This is a genomic window from Marinovum sp., from assembly GCF_034669705.1.
In the GTDB taxonomy this organism is placed as follows: Bacteria; Pseudomonadota; Alphaproteobacteria; order Rhodobacterales; family Rhodobacteraceae; genus Marinovum.
Genome location: NZ_JAXMOR010000011.1, coordinates 83,290 through 98,685, shown reverse-complemented (window position 1 = coordinate 98,685; position 15,396 = coordinate 83,290). Strand labels below are relative to the sequence as shown.

Genomic DNA, 15,396 nt, shown 5'->3' with positions numbered 1-15,396 from the left:
CCCCACCGGGGGCCCGCCGCAGGGTGATGGTCATTCGCAGGCGTAGGAGACGTCGTTGGCCGCGTCGATCTTGCGGATCACCTCCCAGTACTCCTGATAGGTGATCGGGATGAACTGCGCCTCGCCGTTCTTGGAGAATTCCTCCTCGAGGCTGCTGCCCTCCCAGTCGAAGCTGAAGAAAGCGTCCTGGATGGCCTCCTGCAGCTCGGGCTTCAGGTTGTAGACCACGCCGTAGCCGGTGGTCGGAAAGGTCTGCGACTTGTAGAGGCTGACGATCTGGTCCTCGCTGACCACGTCACGCTCGAGCATCCGCTGCATGACGGAGTTGGCGATCGAGGCCGCCGGGTAGTCCTTGTTGGCGACGCCGAGGATCGAGTTGTCATGCTTGCCGGAATAGACCGGCTCGAAGTCGCGCTCAGGCAACAGGTCGTAATCGGCCTTGAGGATCGCCGAAGGTGCCTTGAAGCCGGAGTTCGATGTGGGCGAGGTGAAGGCCAGCTGCTTGCCCTTGATATCCTCGACGCTTTCGATGCCGGAGCCGGGATAGGTGATGATCTCCATCTCGTAACCAAATGAGCCGTCCTCGCCCGCCATGATGGTGAAGGGGCGGAAGCCGGCGCAGTTTACCGCCAGCGGGTTCGAGCCGGTATTAAAGCCTGCGATGTGAAGCCGGCCGGATCGCATCGCCTCGATCTGGGCAGCGTTGGACTGAACCGGGAAGAAGACGATCTCCTTGCCGGTCTTTTCGGCCATGTGATCTAGAAAATCCGTCCAGGCCGTCTTGTAGACCGCCGGGTCCTCGACGGGAGTAAAGGCAAAGATCAACGTTTCAGGGTCGATCCATTGGCTTTCATCGCTGGGAATATCTGCAATCAGGTCGCCATCGGCATCGCAGAATCGATCATTCAGATCGCCGCGCGGGCAGTCCTGCGCCGAGGCAGCCCCGCTCAGCGACAGCAGCGCTATGGCCGAGGCCGAAAGCATCAGTTTCAGGTCGATTTTCATGTTTTTCCTCCCATGGAAAGCGGCTTTGCGCCGCGTTGGTTTTGGTCTTCACTCCGGATCGGCGACGACAATCTCCACCTCGGCGCCATCGACGGCCGCCAGCAGACGGCCCTGCGGACGACAATCGACGACGATGGAATCGAGGTCGGCCATCTCCCCCACCCGGGCCAGCCCCCTGCGGCCGAACTTGCCTGCGTCGATCAGCAGGTGCCGCTTGGCGGCACGCTGCAGCATCATCCGTTTTACGGCACCAAAGCCGCGCACGGTCTCGGACGGGCCCTCCTCCGATAGGCCCGAGGCCCCGATCATGCACCGGTCGACGTTGAAACGCGACAGGAATTCCAGCGTCTCGGTGCCGACAACCGCCGATTCCGCCGCCAGGTATTCACCGGGGCACAGCACCACGTCGGGCGCGCCGTGGCCGATGGTCATGGCGACCGGGATCGAATTGGTGATCACCGTGCAGCGGGTGCCGCGAAAGGCCAGCGCCCGGGCCAGCTGGATGGTGGTCGAGCCGCTGTCGATCATCACCGTCTCGCCGTCGGTGACAAGTTCGGCGGCGCGGCGGCCGATCCATTCCCGCTCGGCAATCCGCGCCGTGCTGCGCTCGTCAAGGCCGGGGTAATGGCCCTGCGCCGGCGCCGAGGCGCCGCCATGCGCCCGCGCGATCAGCCCGTCCTCGGCCAGCGCGTCGAGGTCGCGGCGCACCGTCTCGGTCGAGACGTTGAAGCCGCGCGCCAGCTCGCTGATCCGCACATGCGGTCGCAGCTTGAGCTCGAGCAGGATCTGCCCGCGGCGGTCGGATTTCTTCAGCCGGTCGCGCCCGCCCTCTGCGTGTTTCCTGCGTGTCTTGGTTCCGGGCATCTCTTGGTCCGACTCGGTTGCCACCCCAGAATTGTGGTGTTTACGACAATTTTGCAATTATTTTGTTGCATTGCCCTCGGACCGGTGGTGAGACTTGCCGGTACCCCAACGGTTGAGACAGTTGATCGGGACGAGATGCAGCAGCACGCAGCACACCGAGGACCAGCCACATGATCGCGCTTGCCACGCAACTGGCCGCCGCGGTGGCGCTGCTCTTGTGGTCGGTGCGGTTGATCCGGACCGGGGTGGAACGGGCGTTCCTGCCAGAGTTGAAACGCGGCCTGAAGGGCTTTTCCAGATCGCGCCTGCTGGCCGCAGCCGGCGGCGGGCTGGCGGCGATGGTGCTGCAGAGCTCGACCGCGGTGGGTCTGATCGGCGCCGGTTTCGCGGTCTCCGGGATGCTGGCGCCAACGGCTGCTCTGGCCTTGCTGCTGGGCGCCGATCTGGGTTCGGCGCTGATGGCGCAGGTGCTGCTCTTGCCCGTGCAGGCGGTGGTGCCCTATGCGCTGTTGATCGGCGTGGTGACCTTTCTCAAGGCCGGCGGACGGCGCACCAAGCAGGTCGGGCGGATCCTGATCGGCTTTGCGCTGGTGCTGATGTCGCTGGGCATGATCCGCGCGGCCACGGTGCCGATCGGGGCCGACCCGATCGTGCAGAGCATCGCCATGTATTTTCAGAACGACCTGGCCAGCGCCTATGTGCTGGGCGCGCTGCTGGCCTGGGCGATGCATTCCAGCATTGCCGCGGTGCTGACCTTTGCCACTTTTGCCACCACCGGGCTGATCGGCGCCCCGGTCGCCGCGGCGCTGGTGATCGGCGCCAACCTCGGGGGTGCGGTGGTGCCGCTGGCCCTGCTCTGGTCGCAGGAGCGCCCTGCCCGGCTGGTGGTGCTGGGCAACCTGATGGCACGCGGCGGCATGACGCTTGCGGCGCTGGCGCTGCTGCTCTCGGGCCAGCTGAGTCTCGGCCTGTTGGGCGCCACCGCCGGCCAGCAGGCGATGACCCTGCACATCCTGCTCAACGCCGCCCTGCTGGCGCTTGCCTTGCCGCTCACCGGCCCGCTGGTGCGACTGGCCGGGGTGATCCTGCCACGCCACTCCGCCAGCACGCCCGAGCAGGTCAGCGCGCTCGACCCCGGCGCACTCGACCACGTGCCGCTGGCGCTGGCCTGCACCCAGCGCGAACTGCTGCGCATGGCCGAGACGGTGCAGACCATCCTGATGCCGGTGGTCAAGCTGTTCCGCACCTGGGACCCAGAGCTGGCGCGGATGATCGAGCTGCGCGAGGACGAGATCGACCGGATGCATTTCGAGATCAAAATCTATGTCTCTCGCCTGCGCGAAAGTACGCTGCAGGCGCCGCAGGACAAGAAAACGCTGGAGCTGGTGGCAATGGCCAACAGTCTCGAGGATGCCGCCGACCGGATTGCCGTCAACCTGGTGGCGCTGGCCAAGCGGATGTCCGATGAGGCGATCACCTTTTCCCGCGAGGGGCTGGACGAGATCGAGCAGTTCCACGACCAGGTGGCGACCAACGGCCAGCTGGCGCTTGGCGTTCTGACCACAGGCGATGCCGAGGCCGCGCGGCAGCTGGTGGCCGAGAAGGATCGCATCCGCATCGAGGAACAGCGCCTGCAGGAACGTCACCTGAAACGGCTGCAGACCGGCACCACCGCCAGCATCGAGACCAGCAACATCCACCAAGAGGTGCTGCGCCTGCTCAAGCAGATCAACGCCGCGCTGGCCTTTGTCGCCTATCCGATCGCCGAGGAGACCGGCGACCTGCTGGGCAGCCGGCTGGCCAAGCCGCGGGTCATCGGGGGCACCGGGTGAAGCCGCGGTGCCGGACCGCCGACCAGATCGCCGCCCTGCCCGTCCATTGGGAGAAGACCGGCAAGCTGCGGGTGCTGATGGTCACCTCTCGCGACAGCGGTCGTTGGGTGATGCCCAAGGGCTGGCTGATGGACGGAAAGTCCCCTTGGCGCGCCGCCGAGATCGAAGCGCTGGAAGAGGCCGGCGCCACCGGTTTCATCTCGAAACGGGCGCTCGGGACCTATCACTACGACAAGCTGCTCGAGGACGGCAGCAGCCTGCGCTGCCGGGTGACGCTCTATCCGATGGTCGTGGGCAAACTGAAACGCCGCTGGAAGGAACGCGCGCAACGCAAGCGGCATTGGTTCGCACCGAAACGCGCCGCCGGGCTGGTGGCGGAGAAAGAGCTGGCGGACCTGCTGACCGGCCTGGCCGAAAAACCCGACCTGCTGGCGGCCATCAAGAAATTGCGCAAGGCCGCCTGAGGGCTGGGTGACCGGTGCCGTCCGACCTCTGGCGCCAACTTCGCCTCCCCCCTGCCCTATCGCGACCAAGCAAGGCGCGCTGACCGTGGCGCGATACCGGTGTCAGAAATCTGTGCGAGCCGGTTTGACCAAGGGCTCTGATCCTTGGCCAGCGCAATCACACACCCGTGTGCGGCTTTCGGTTCCCTTGATTTCGTTCTCTCTTTGTTCTATGTATCTATTCTCATACGACGAAGGAGTTACCAAGATGGAAAGAGTGACCCAAGTCCTGCCCGCGACACCGAGACAGATCGCCTATGCCCGATCGCTGGCGTCGCGCAACCAGATCTCCCTGCCCTGGGAGGTGCAACAGGATCGTCGCACGCTCAGCGCCTGGATCGACAGCCAGAGCAAGGTCGCACCGCAGCGCGACAACCGGCCAAGCTCGAAACAGGTGGCCTTTGCCGAAAGACTGGCGCGGATCAAACGGCGCGCGGTGCCAGACGAATGCTTCCGCGACCGCGGACTGATGTCGAAATGGATCGACGGCAATCGGTGACTGTGCGACGGCGGACCGTTTCTGTCGCGCATCAAGAGCGACCCGAAAGTTGGCCATGGCCAACCCTCGGCTGTTCCCGCCGCAAGGCCATAGCAAAATACTGATCGGGGTTCGCAATCTTGACGATGTCCCTGGCAATCCTGTCTTGCAACAGCAGGGTCTTGGCAGAGCCCAGCACGGCGATGGCGCGCGCCAGGGCGTTGTGAGGAATGCCAAGCATCTTTCCAAAGCCATAGATGACATCGTGGAACCCGTGTTCAGATGTGGGCTTCTCAGGGAAAAACTTCGGGACAGTCGAAAGCTGTGACCAGTCGTCGATCTGGTTCGCAAAAGATTTTTTTGTATAGGGTTTTACAGGCTCTTTGTGCCGGACGTTTCGTCCGTCAGTGGCGGGCGTTTCGCGGGAGTCCACAGTGCTCCCGAGCGTCTTCGCGAGCGTCACATCAGCCGTCTGCGCGGCGTCGGCGCACGGCGTATCCTTGCCGGCATCGGACAGCATCCGGGCGAGTCTCATCAGGATGGCCTTCGCTTGCGCCACGCTCGCCCCGGCCCTCCGCATCAGGTTGCGGGTGCTCTCGACAAAGTCGCGCGCCGCAGCATCCAGAGCGATCCGCAGGCATTCCGACCTGAGCTGCTGGATATGCGCCTTCAGTCCGCGCAGCTCGGCAGCCTCGTCCCGGCGCAGCTGCGCGCGGGCAAGAAGCTCCCGCGACTGCTGCAGAAGCGGTGACAGGTCGAGCCCGAAGGCCCCCACAACCCGACCGCCGCGATAGATCGGAAAGCGTTTGCCGTTGGCGCTGTCACGGCGTCGGAGCAAGCCGACCTCTTCCAGCCGCTCCAGATGCCGGCGCAGCTGGCGGTCGGTGATCCCCTTGGCGCGGTAGCACAGGGTGTCGTTGCTGGCGAAGACCGTCAGCAGGATCGCGGGGGTGATCGGTTGATCGCGGCCATCAGGACCCTTGCACGGCAGGCAGCTCAGCAGCGCATCAAGCACCACGATCGAGGCCGGACGCAACCCAAGGTCGCGGCCAAGCGTGTTGACCGCGGCCATCAGATCGCGCCGCCGGATGGGCTGGAACCCTGGCTGCGCGTCGATTGTGCCCATCCCGTGGAAGGGGCGCGGTCCCGACAAGGCACAGGTCTCCTGTGCCGCGACGCTGAACGTCGTGACTTTTGTGGAATTCATCAATTTTCAGACGGCAAAAGGGTACCGATCACCGAAAACGGTGTTGCAGCGATTCGTTTTTGGGGGTACCAATAGAGTGCTAGTAAATCGGGACCCTCTGGAGTGCTTCACCGCCTTCGGGGGGTTTCTTTTTGCGCTTCTGTCTGCCTCCTTGCTGCTCGTTTCTGTCTGTTTGCGTCTGGTTGGCCAGGGCCAACCATCGCGAAATCAATCGGTTACCGTTTCTTTTCCTCGGTTCCCCGTTGCTTCCACTCCCGGTAGAGCGTCTCGAGATTGTCTTCGACAAACCCGATAAACCCCTGTTCCTTTTTCTCGGTCACTTCGATCATTAGCCGTTTGCCCTTGGCCTTGAACCCCACCGGTGCGCCTTTGACACGCGACAGCGGGGCAGGGGGGGCGGATTTGCCGGGTTGGGGCGGACGTTGAGCGCTCTCGAGGTCCGCCTGCAGGGCGCCGATCGTGACGGCCAGCTTCTCTGCCGGGCTGCCGTTTTCGGGCACCAGCGCAGCGATCTTCTCGGCTGACAGAGCGTCCTCGGACTTAATCAGCCGCCGCAGCTCGAGCCACGGCCGGCGGCCGGCGTCATGCGCGGCACCGATGCTGTAGATCACCGCATCCGGCACGTCGCGGGCGACGCCGACCAGCTTGCTCAAGGTGCCCTTGTCGACCGCGAGAACCTCGCCGATCTCGGCCCGGGTAAACCCCTGATCCTCGAGCTTGGTGGCAAAGATCGCCTGTTCGATGAAGCTGCGTTCCAGCCGGGCAGAGTTTTCCAGCGCCTGCGAGACCAGCGCCTCACGCTGGTCCATCTCCTTGATGTAGGCCTTGACCTTGAGCCCCAGCACGCGACAGGCGGCGATCCGGCGGCGACCATAGACCACCTCGTAACGCGCGCCGCTGCCGCGGCGATAGCGCAGCAGGGCCGGCAACTGCTGACCCGAGGTGCGGATCGACTCGATCAGATCCTCGAGCCCCTCCGCCACGTCGAAGCGGTCGGCGATCTCGGAATCGGCGATCTCTGAGACATCCACTTCCTGCGCCGATTGCGCAGACACCTGCGACAGCACGTCTGACATGCTTTTGAGCGAACGGGGCGTGGCCTCGTCCGCTCTCGGGGGTGTCTCGGTCGGGGCAGGGGCCTTGGAGCCCATCTGCGCCAGGCTCTTGGCCAGAAGATCACGTTTCATCGCTGCCTCCCCGGCCCCAGGCCGCCTGGATCATCTGTTCGATGTCGTTGGAAAAACCGATCGCCGATTCCAGCGCCCGGTCATAGGTCTTGCGGTTCTTGGAGCCGACCAGATCGACCTCGAAGATGGTTTTCTGCGACAAGCCAGCCTCGCTGACCGCCGAGGATTTGACAAAGGGCGTGCGGATGACGCTGTCGCCGAGCAACTGCCGGATCCATTCCACCAGGTCCTGTTGGGTGCTGATCGCAGTGTCGAAGCGGGTCAGCAAATAAGCGAAATTGTCGTAGGCGCCGATGCCGCCATTGGCGTGCAGAACCTCGAGAATGCCCGAGGCCATTGTCAGGAACTGGCTGGCCGAGGCGAGGTCGACGCGCTCGGGGATGACGGTCATCAGCAGTGAGGTCGAGGCGCAGACCGCGGCCATGGTGAGATAGCCAAGCTGTGGCGGGCAGTCGATCAGCACGATGTCGTAATCGTCTTCGACCTGCCGCAGGGAGTCGCGGATGCGGTTGAAGAACACCGGTTGCTCGCCCCGGCTGAGCGCGGTCGGCGTCTCGGTCTCGAACTCCGAGAGCATGATTCCCCCGGGCACCAGGTCGAGATTCGGGAAGTATGTCTGCCGCAAAACCTCGGTGATCGGCTGCCGAGAGGTGTCGCCGTCGTTGTAGCGGATGGCATCGTAGAGCGTACCGCCCTCGCGGAAATCGATCTCGGGCTGATAGCCGAAGAAGGTGGTCAGCGAGGCCTGCGGATCGGCGTCGACCAGGCAGACCCGGTAGCCGCGCAGCGCCAGCCGCATGCCGAGGGTCACCGTCGTCGTGGTCTTGCTCGATCCGCCTTTGAAGTTGACCGTGGACCAGATCTGCAGCTTGTCGCCTGGCCTGCGCCCGGGCAGGAACTGATCGGGGTCCTTGGCGTTCTGGGCCAGAATATTGCGGATTTCCAGTATGTTGGCGGCCGAGTAAAGGCGTTTGTTGCCGGGGCCTTGCTCGACCTCGGGGATACGGCCGTCAAAATGCGCCTTGCGCAGGTAGCCGTCGCTGACACGCAACAGCTCGCCCACCTCGGCGGTGGTGAAGCTGCGCAGGGTCTTTTCCTCCTTGGGTGCGAGGAAGAGTTTCGACATATGTTCAAGCGCCTCGGACAGCCTGCCGGCGTCTGCTTTCAGCTTGTCATGCAACACAGGGTGCATCGTGGTCTGCCCATTTCCGCCTCGCCCGTTTTCGCGTTACTGCTCTGTTGCCGATGAGGGGCGATGGTCAGGAACGCGGTGGGCGAATTTTCTATTGTTTTCGCGTTACAGGTATGGCCCGCGAGAGGGTGAAACTCAAGAAAAATGTTCATGCGCCTCTTGCGCTGCTGTCCGCGCGCTCTACTAGATACAGCGGTCCTGTCCATGCGTGACAGCGGATGATCCAACCTAATTCGCTGAATTTAAAGAATAAACTTACCCTCGCCTTATCCACAGGTCGCGTATGCCCTGTTCTTGGGTTAGTCCTTGTTCAACTGCACGCGCTTGGTCAGTAACGCAGTCTTCGTCGTTTCCAAGGTCCGTCCGTCCTGACTGCCGCACTGGTGATTCATCGCACTGCAGGCCTGCATAGGCGTGAATACCTTAGTCAGAGGCACAGGAGCGTTACTACGACAGAATCGGGGATGCTGGGGGAGACAGGCCCGGTTCAGCCACGGTGTGCCGTGCGTCCGGGCCGCGCGGGCGGCCATGTTACGCCGCCCGGCGACGCGCCCTGCGCGGCCATTGTCATCAAGGGGAAATCAGGCAGCGCTAGCCTCCGAAGCCGGTGCGCCCCGCGCCAGTCTTGCCGAAGCCCCCCCGGGAGGCGGCGGTGGCACGGGTCATCGGCGTCTTGCCGACGGTCGAGGCCGGTCGGGCGAACTGCGAGGTGCTCAGTTTGGCCGCGCCCTTGTTGGAGGTGAAGGTGCTCGAGCCCGCGGCATTGGTGAAGCGGCCGTCCGAGGTCTTGTAGAGCGGTTGCGCCGCCGACATCCCGGAACGCCCGCCCAGCATGTTGCCGATCAGGTAGCCCGCCAGCAGGGGCATGAAGATGCTGCCGGATCCGCCCTGCGTCGCCTGAGCCTCGGAACCGCAGGCGCCTTCGCCATGCTGCTCTTCGCAGACCTCGACGCTGTCATAGCGCGGTGCGGCCTCGACATGCAGCGTCTCGGCCTCTTCAAAGGCCTCGGTGCATTGCTGTGCCTGAAAGATGCTGCCGAGCGCGGCATCGTCGAGACAGCTTTGCAGGTCGGGATAGGCGGCGGCGTCGACCTTCTCCTCTTCGCAGCCGGCGAGGGTAAAGGCGGCAGCGCCGACAATCGCGATGGCAACCCGTTTCGAGCGTTTGGTCATGACAATCGTCTTTCTGCCAAGGGGGCGGTGGGGCGGTTCATGGTGTAATATAGTGTGGTTTGAAGCGGGACAAATCCTGAGTGATCCGCGAGCGGTCCTCGCGGATGCCGATGCCGGCACAGCTCTGTCCGACGATCCAGGCGCCGACCACCGGGCGAAAGCCGTCATGCAGGGGCAGGGGGGCATAGGCCTGGATCACCCTGGGGTGTTCGGCGTAGTCGGTGTTCTGTGCCGTTTCGGTGATCTCGCCGTTTTCCCGGATCGTCACCGAGGCGCCCTCGCGTGACAGGATCGGCTTGCTGACATGGCCCTCGGCCAGCTGCGTCTCGACCCGGGCAAAGGCTTCGGCCACCGCGGGGGCCGCGGAGCCCCGGCCGGCGATGGCCTCGGCGATATCAGCCTCGAAAAAGGCGGGCAGCAGGTTGGGGTGGCCCTCGAACATCTGCCAGAGCACCGGCAGCAGGCCCTTGTTCGAGAGCAGCGCCTTCCAGGCCGGTTCCAGAAACAGGCAGCCGGAGCCCGGGATATGCGCGGCATAGTCATCGCGCAGCAGGTCTTCCCAAGGGTAGAGCTTGAACAGCACCGCGATCCGCCGGTCCTGGTCGTCGAGGAACTGGCCATCGGCGCTCAGCGCGATCTTGTCGAGGTCGCAGTAATGCGCACCCAGTCCCGCCTCGCGCGCGGCCCAGCCCATGGCCTCGACGGTGCCGTAGTCCTCGGGGTTGCCGGCGACGGCGGTGAAATGCAGGTCGCTGCCCTTTTCGAACACCTCGGCAAAGCGCGCCACCAGCGCCTCGTGGATACCGTTGAACTGGTCGGCGCCCTCCGGCAGCACGCCGGCCTCCAGCTGATCCTCGAGCCATTGCCACTGGAAGGCCGCGCTCTCGTAAAGCGAGGTCGGGGTATCGGCGTTGTATTCCAGCAGCTTGGCGGGTCCGGTGCCGTCAAAGGCAAAGTCGAAACGGCCATAGATCTCGGGGTCGCCATGGCGCCAGCTTTCGGCCACCAGGTCGCGGCGCGCGGCGGGGATCGCCAGCCGGTCCATCAGCTCTTCGCTGTCGATGATCTGCGCCACCGCTTCGCGGCACATGCCGTGCAGTTCGGTGGCCGGGTCCTCGAGATCGGTCTCGATCTGCGCCAGCGAGAAGGCATAGGCCGAGGTTTCGTCCCAATAGGGTTCGCCATGCATGTCGGCGAAGGTGAAACCGACTTCTTCGGCATGGCTGCGCCAATGGGGCCGTTCGGGCAGGGGGGTCTTTTGCATGGCACCGCTCCGGGATGTTCAGCCGAGGTGTAGTGGGTTTCGGCCGCGGCAACCAGCCGGTTCTCAGACCCCGAGATAGCGTTCGGTGGTCGCGGCGTCGAGTTCGGCAAAGCCGCCCTGCCAGACGGTGCGGCCCTTTTCGAGGATCACCGCCGCATCGGCCACGCCGGAAAGCTCGCGCAGCGACTTGTCGATCACCAGGATGGCGAGGCCGGTCTCGGCCTTGAGCCGGGCGATGGCGGCCCAGATCTCCTGCCGCACCACCGGGGCCAGCCCCTCTGTCGCTTCGTCGAGGATCAGCAGCCGGGGGTTGGTCATCAGCGCCCGGCCGATTGCCAGCATCTGCTGTTCACCGCCCGAGAGCGAGGCGGCAGTCTGGTCGCGCCGCTCCGCCAGCCGCGGAAAGAGCCCGGCTACCTCGGCAAGATCCCAAGGGCCGGGGCGGGCGGCGGCCACCAGGTTTTCCCGCACCGTCAGCGAGGCAAAGCAGCGCCGGCCCTCTGGCACCAGCCCGATGCCGAGCTGCGCCACCTTGTGGGGCGGCAGACCTGCAAGGGTCTGGCCGGCGAACAGCGCGGTGCCGCCGCGGGGCCGCAACAGGCGGCAGATCACCTTGACGGTGGTTGACTTGCCCATGCCGTTGCGGCCCATCAGCGCCAGCACCTGGCCCTGCTCGAGCCTCAGATGCACGTCAAACAGCGCCTGGCTGGCGCCGTAGAAGGCCGAGATGTTGGAGAGGTGCAACAGGCTCATGCCGCGGGCGCCTCTTCGCCCAGGTAGGCGCGGCGGACCTGCGGATCGCGCCGGATCTCCTCGACGCTGCCGCTGGCGATGATCCGGCCATAGACCAGCACGCTGATCCGGTCGGCGAGGGCAAAGACGGCGTCCATGTCATGTTCCACCAAGAGGATCGGCGCGCGCTGGCGCAGGGTGCCAAGCAGCCTGGTCAGCCGTGCGCTGCCTTCGCTGCCAAGCCCCGCCATCGGCTCGTCCATCAGGAAGATCCGCGGCGAGAGCGTCAAGGCCACCGCCACCTCGAGCTGTCGGCGCTGGCCATGCGACAGCTCCGAGGCGCGCACCGCCTCGAAATCGGCCAGCCCGACTTCCTCGAGCGCCGCGCGGGCGCGGGCCTGCAGCGCCGCGTCGCGCATCACCGGGCGAAAGAAGCGAAACACCCCGCCGCGGGCACCGAGTGCGCCCAGCACGGCGTTCTGCAGCACGGTGTAATCCATCGGCAGCGCCGAGATCTGGAAGGTCCGCGCCATGCCGCGCCGCGCCCGGGCGGCGGTGGACAGCGCGGTCACATCCTCGCCGTCGAACCAGACCGCGCCGCTGTCGGGGCGCAACCCGCCGGCGATCTGCTGGATCAGCGTCGATTTTCCGGCGCCATTCGGCCCGATCAGCGCATGGATCTCGCCCGGCCGCAGGTCGAGCGAGATGTCGTCACTGGCCGCCAGCGCGCCGAACCGCTTGCTGATGCCGCGGATGTCGAGGATCGGCTCAGTCATGCGCCACCTCGCGCCCCGCGATCAGCCCGTAGAGCCCGCCGCGGGCAAAGAGCACAACGCCCAGAAGGATGGCGCCGAGGTAGATATGCCAATAGGCACTGAGCCCGCCCAGCAGGTGTTCGAGCAGGATGAACAGCACCGCGCCGGCGACCGGGCCGAAGATGCGACCGACCCCGCCGAGGATGACGAAGACCATGATCTCGCCGGAGGTCTGCCAGGAAAACATCGTCGGGCTGACAAAACGGTTGAGATCGGCAAAGAGCGCGCCGGCCAGTCCGGTGATCGCGCCCGAGATCACGAAGGCCACGAGGTAGAGCCGGTAGGGCGTCTGGCCCACCGCCTGAACCCGCGCTTCGCTTTGCCGTGCGGCCCCCAGCGCCAGCCCGAAGGCCGATCGCGCCGTCAGGCTGACCAGTGCCAGCACGATCAGTAGCAGCGCAAAGCAGACAGCAAAGAACTGGATCGGGTCCATGGTGTTGAGCCCGGGAAAGCCGTTGCGGACATAGATCGACAGACCGTCCTCGCCGCCATAGGCCGCCCAGGAGATGGTGAAATAATAGAGCATCTGGGCAAAGGCGAGCGTGATCATGATGAAATAGACCCCGCTGGTGCGCAGGCTCAGCGCGCCGATGGCCAGCGCCAGCAGCGCCGAAAGCGCGATGGCCACCAGCCAGATCACCGGCATCGATTTCGTCCCGTGGATCGCCAGCGGCCAGTCCGTCAGCGGCGTGTAGGTCTGGGCGTGAAAGGCCAGCACCCCCATGACATAGCCGCCGAGGCCGAAGAAAGCCGCATGGCCAAAGCTCACCAGCCCGCCGAACCCGAGGGCAAAGTTCAGCCCGACGCCGGCGATGGCAAAGATCACCGCGCGGGTGGTCAGGGTGATCAGGAAGGGCTCGTCGGAGAGCTGCGCCCAGAGCGCGCCGCCGAGGATCAGCAGCAGCAGGGACGCGTTGAAAAGGGTCTCGCGTGTCATCTCAGACGCTCCCGAACAGGCCCTTGGGGCGGAATATCAGCACCCCGGCCATCAGGATGTAGATCGACATCGAGGCCAGCGACGCCCCGACCGCGCGCGCAGTCTCGGGCGAGAGGACCAGGGCGAAGGCCTCTGGCAGCAGGAAGCGGCCCAGCGTCTCGGTCAGCCCGACCAGCAGCGCGCCGACGAAGGCGCCCTTGATCGATCCGATGCCGCCGATCACGATCACCACGAAGGCCAGGATCAGCACCGGCTCGCCCATGCCGACCTGCACCGACTGGATGGTGCCGACCAGCGCCCCGGCGAACCCTGCCAGCCCGGCGCCGAGGGCGAAGACGAAGGTATAGAGCCGCGAGATGTTGACCCCGAGCGCCGCGATCATCTCGCGGTCGTTCTCGCCGGCGCGGATGCGGATGCCGACGCGGGTGCGGGCGATCATCCAGAACAGCCCCGCCGCCACCGCGAGCCCGACGCCGATGATGGCAAGGCGGTAGAGCGAATATTCGATGCCGCCGGGCAGCATCACCGTGCCCGACAGCCAATCGGGCTTGTCGAGAAACAGCGGGAAGGAGCCGAAGAGCCAGCGCGTGCCCTCGGAAAAGATCAGGATCAGCGCGAAGGTCGCCAGCACCTGGTCAAGGTGGTCGCGATCGTAGAGCCGTCGGATCACCAGCATCTCGATCAGCACGCCGGCAAAGGCGGCGCAGATCAGGCTTGCCACCAGCGCCAGCAGGAAGGAGCCCGAGGCCTGCGCCACCGCCGCCGCCGCGAAGGCGCCGATCATGTAGAGCGAGCCATGCGCGAGGTTGATCAGCCCCATGACGCCGAACACCAGCGTCAGCCCGGCCGCCATGAGAAACAGCATGACGCCGAATTGCAGGCCGTTCAGGGTCTGCTCGATGAGAAGGATCAGTGACATGCGACCGAGCGAAGAGGCCCCGGCGCTGAGGCCGGGGCGGGGGTGTTACATCTTGCAGGCATCGAGGAAGGCGTTGGAATGGTCTTCCAGCGCGACCCCGACGATCTTGTTGGTATAGACGTCACCTTCCTTGATGACCTCTCGGACATAGATGTCCTGCACCGGATGGTTGTTGGCGGCAAAGGCGAAATCGCCCCGCGTGCTGTCGAAATCCGCTTCTTTCAGCGCCGCGCGAAACGCCTCGCGGTCGGAAATGTCGGCTTTTTCCATCGCAGAAATCAGCAGGTTCGCCGTGTCGAACCCTTGGCTGGCATAGAGCGAGGGCAGGCGGCCGTATTCGGCCTCGAAGCTCTCGACAAAGGCGGTGTTGGTCGGATTGTCGAGGTCCTTGCTCCATTGCGAGGTGTTCTTGACGCCGAGCGCTGCGTCACCCACCGCCTGCAGGATGCCCTGGTCAAAGCTGAAGGCCGGGCCCACCACCGGCAGGTCGACACCGCTGTCGGCATATTGCTTGAGAAAGGAGATCCCCATTCCGCCGGGCAGGAAGAAATACACCGAGTCGGCGCCGCTGGCGCGGATCTGGGCGATCTCGGCGGCGTAATCGGTCTGGCCGAGCTTGGTGTAGAGCTCGTCGGCCACCGCACCCTCGAAGGTGCGTTTGTAGCCGGTCAGCGCGTCCTTGCCGGCCGGATAGTTGGGCGCGAGCAGAAAGCTGTTGGCATGACCCGCGTCATTGGCATAGGCGCCGGCGGCCTCGTGCAGGTTGTCGTTCTGCCAGGCGACATTGAAATAGTCGGGGCTGCAGCCGGGACCGGCCAGCGCCGAGGGGCCGGCGTTGGGCGAGAGGTAGAACTTGCCCTGCGCCACCGCGCCCGGCACCACTGCCATGGCGAGGTTCGACCAGATGATGCCGGTGAGGATATCGACCTTCTCTGACTGGATCATCTTGTCAGAGAGCTGCACCGCCACGTCGGGCTTGCGCTGGTCGTCCTCGATGACGACCTCGATGTCGTCACGCCCGGACTGGTTCACCGCCAGCATGAAGCCGTCGCGCACGTCGATCCCGAGCCCGGCGCCGCCGCCCGACAGCGTGGTGATCATGCCGACCTTGACGCCCTCGGCCAGGGCACCGGTGGCGGCCGTCGCCAGCGCGGCGGCAAGAATGGTCTGTGTGAATTTCATCGGTATCCCTCCCGAGGACAAATCTTGTTATGAACCGAGCTTTAGCGCCCTTTTTGCCCGGCCAACAGGGTCTTGGCCGAAAACCCGCGCGCGGGGGCGTGAAATT

15 protein-coding genes are annotated in these 15,396 nt (G+C 65.0%); 3 read left to right on the top strand and 12 right to left on the bottom strand.

Translation table 11 applies throughout. The features are described from left to right. Nucleotides 1–30: 30 nt before the first annotated feature. Nucleotides 31–1,005: a phosphate/phosphite/phosphonate ABC transporter substrate-binding protein gene (gene phnD / locus VOI27_RS10230; protein WP_323765239.1), complete on the bottom strand. Its 975-nt coding sequence runs from the start codon at nt 1,003–1,005 to the stop codon at nt 31–33. A 48-nt stretch (nt 1,006–1,053) separates the two neighbouring features. Then, nucleotides 1,054–1,869 carry a DeoR/GlpR family DNA-binding transcription regulator gene (locus VOI27_RS10225; RefSeq protein ID WP_323765238.1) on the bottom strand — a complete coding sequence of 272 codons (816 nt, stop codon included), beginning with the start codon at nt 1,867–1,869 and terminating at the stop codon, nt 1,054–1,056. 170 nt (nt 1,870–2,039) lie between these two features. On the opposite strand from VOI27_RS10225, the gene VOI27_RS10220 reads away from it, so the two are divergent. The 3 genes from VOI27_RS10220 (at nt 2,040) to VOI27_RS10210 (ending at nt 4,703) form a co-directional block, all read left to right on the top strand. Further along, nucleotides 2,040–3,701 carry a Na/Pi cotransporter family protein gene (locus VOI27_RS10220; protein WP_323765237.1) on the top strand — a complete coding sequence of 554 codons (1,662 nt, stop codon included), beginning with the start codon at nt 2,040–2,042 and terminating at the stop codon, nt 3,699–3,701. After that, nucleotides 3,698–4,165 (top strand): NUDIX hydrolase, encoded by a 468-nt coding sequence (locus VOI27_RS10215; protein WP_323765236.1) that lies wholly within the window; start codon nt 3,698–3,700, stop codon nt 4,163–4,165. Before VOI27_RS10220 ends, VOI27_RS10215 begins: the two co-directional genes overlap by 4 nt. A gap of 247 nt (nt 4,166–4,412) precedes the next feature. Continuing rightward, nucleotides 4,413–4,703 carry a hypothetical protein gene (locus tag VOI27_RS10210; protein WP_323765235.1) on the top strand — a complete coding sequence of 97 codons (291 nt, stop codon included), beginning with the start codon at nt 4,413–4,415 and terminating at the stop codon, nt 4,701–4,703. A 31-nt stretch (nt 4,704–4,734) separates the two neighbouring features. Here the strand turns inward: VOI27_RS10210 and VOI27_RS10205 are convergent, their stop codons facing one another. The 10 genes from VOI27_RS10205 to VOI27_RS10160 all read right to left on the bottom strand — a co-directional run bounded on the left by VOI27_RS10205 (nt 4,735) and on the right by VOI27_RS10160 (nt 15,290). Then, nucleotides 4,735–5,889, bottom strand: coding sequence for a helix-turn-helix domain-containing protein (locus VOI27_RS10205; protein ID WP_323765234.1), 1,155 nt, complete (start codon nt 5,887–5,889; stop codon nt 4,735–4,737). Between the two features lie 215 nt (nt 5,890–6,104). Beyond that, nucleotides 6,105–7,076 (bottom strand): plasmid partitioning protein RepB, encoded by a 972-nt coding sequence (gene repB / locus VOI27_RS10200; protein WP_323765233.1) that lies wholly within the window; start codon nt 7,074–7,076, stop codon nt 6,105–6,107. Further along, entirely contained in the window at nt 7,066–8,268 is a 1,203-nt protein-coding gene (gene repA / locus VOI27_RS10195) for a plasmid partitioning protein RepA (RefSeq protein ID WP_323765232.1), read from the bottom strand. Before repA ends, repB begins: the two co-directional genes overlap by 11 nt. A gap of 591 nt (nt 8,269–8,859) precedes the next feature. Further along, nucleotides 8,860–9,441, bottom strand: a complete 582-nt coding sequence (locus VOI27_RS10190) for a DUF1190 domain-containing protein (protein WP_323765231.1) — start codon at nt 9,439–9,441, stop codon at nt 8,860–8,862. Nucleotides 9,442–9,478: 37 nt separating this feature from the next. Beyond that, nucleotides 9,479–10,705: a glutathionylspermidine synthase family protein gene (locus tag VOI27_RS10185; RefSeq protein ID WP_323765230.1), complete on the bottom strand. Its 1,227-nt coding sequence runs from the start codon at nt 10,703–10,705 to the stop codon at nt 9,479–9,481. A gap of 63 nt (nt 10,706–10,768) precedes the next feature. Next, nucleotides 10,769–11,458 carry an ABC transporter ATP-binding protein gene (locus VOI27_RS10180; RefSeq protein WP_323765229.1) on the bottom strand — a complete coding sequence of 230 codons (690 nt, stop codon included), beginning with the start codon at nt 11,456–11,458 and terminating at the stop codon, nt 10,769–10,771. Beyond that, nucleotides 11,455–12,213 (bottom strand): ABC transporter ATP-binding protein, encoded by a 759-nt coding sequence (locus VOI27_RS10175; RefSeq protein WP_323765228.1) that lies wholly within the window; start codon nt 12,211–12,213, stop codon nt 11,455–11,457. Before VOI27_RS10175 ends, VOI27_RS10180 begins: the two co-directional genes overlap by 4 nt. Beyond that, on the bottom strand, nt 12,206–13,189 hold the full coding sequence (locus VOI27_RS10170; protein WP_323765227.1) for a branched-chain amino acid ABC transporter permease: 984 nt from the start codon (nt 13,187–13,189) through the stop codon (nt 12,206–12,208). The genes VOI27_RS10175 and VOI27_RS10170 overlap by 8 nt, the downstream gene beginning before the upstream one ends. A gap of 1 nt (nt 13,190) precedes the next feature. Further along, nucleotides 13,191–14,108 (bottom strand): branched-chain amino acid ABC transporter permease, encoded by a 918-nt coding sequence (locus VOI27_RS10165; RefSeq protein WP_323765226.1) that lies wholly within the window; start codon nt 14,106–14,108, stop codon nt 13,191–13,193. Between the two features lie 45 nt (nt 14,109–14,153). After that, nucleotides 14,154–15,290, bottom strand: coding sequence for an ABC transporter substrate-binding protein (locus tag VOI27_RS10160; protein WP_323765225.1), 1,137 nt, complete (start codon nt 15,288–15,290; stop codon nt 14,154–14,156). Nucleotides 15,291–15,396 lie beyond the last annotated feature (106 nt).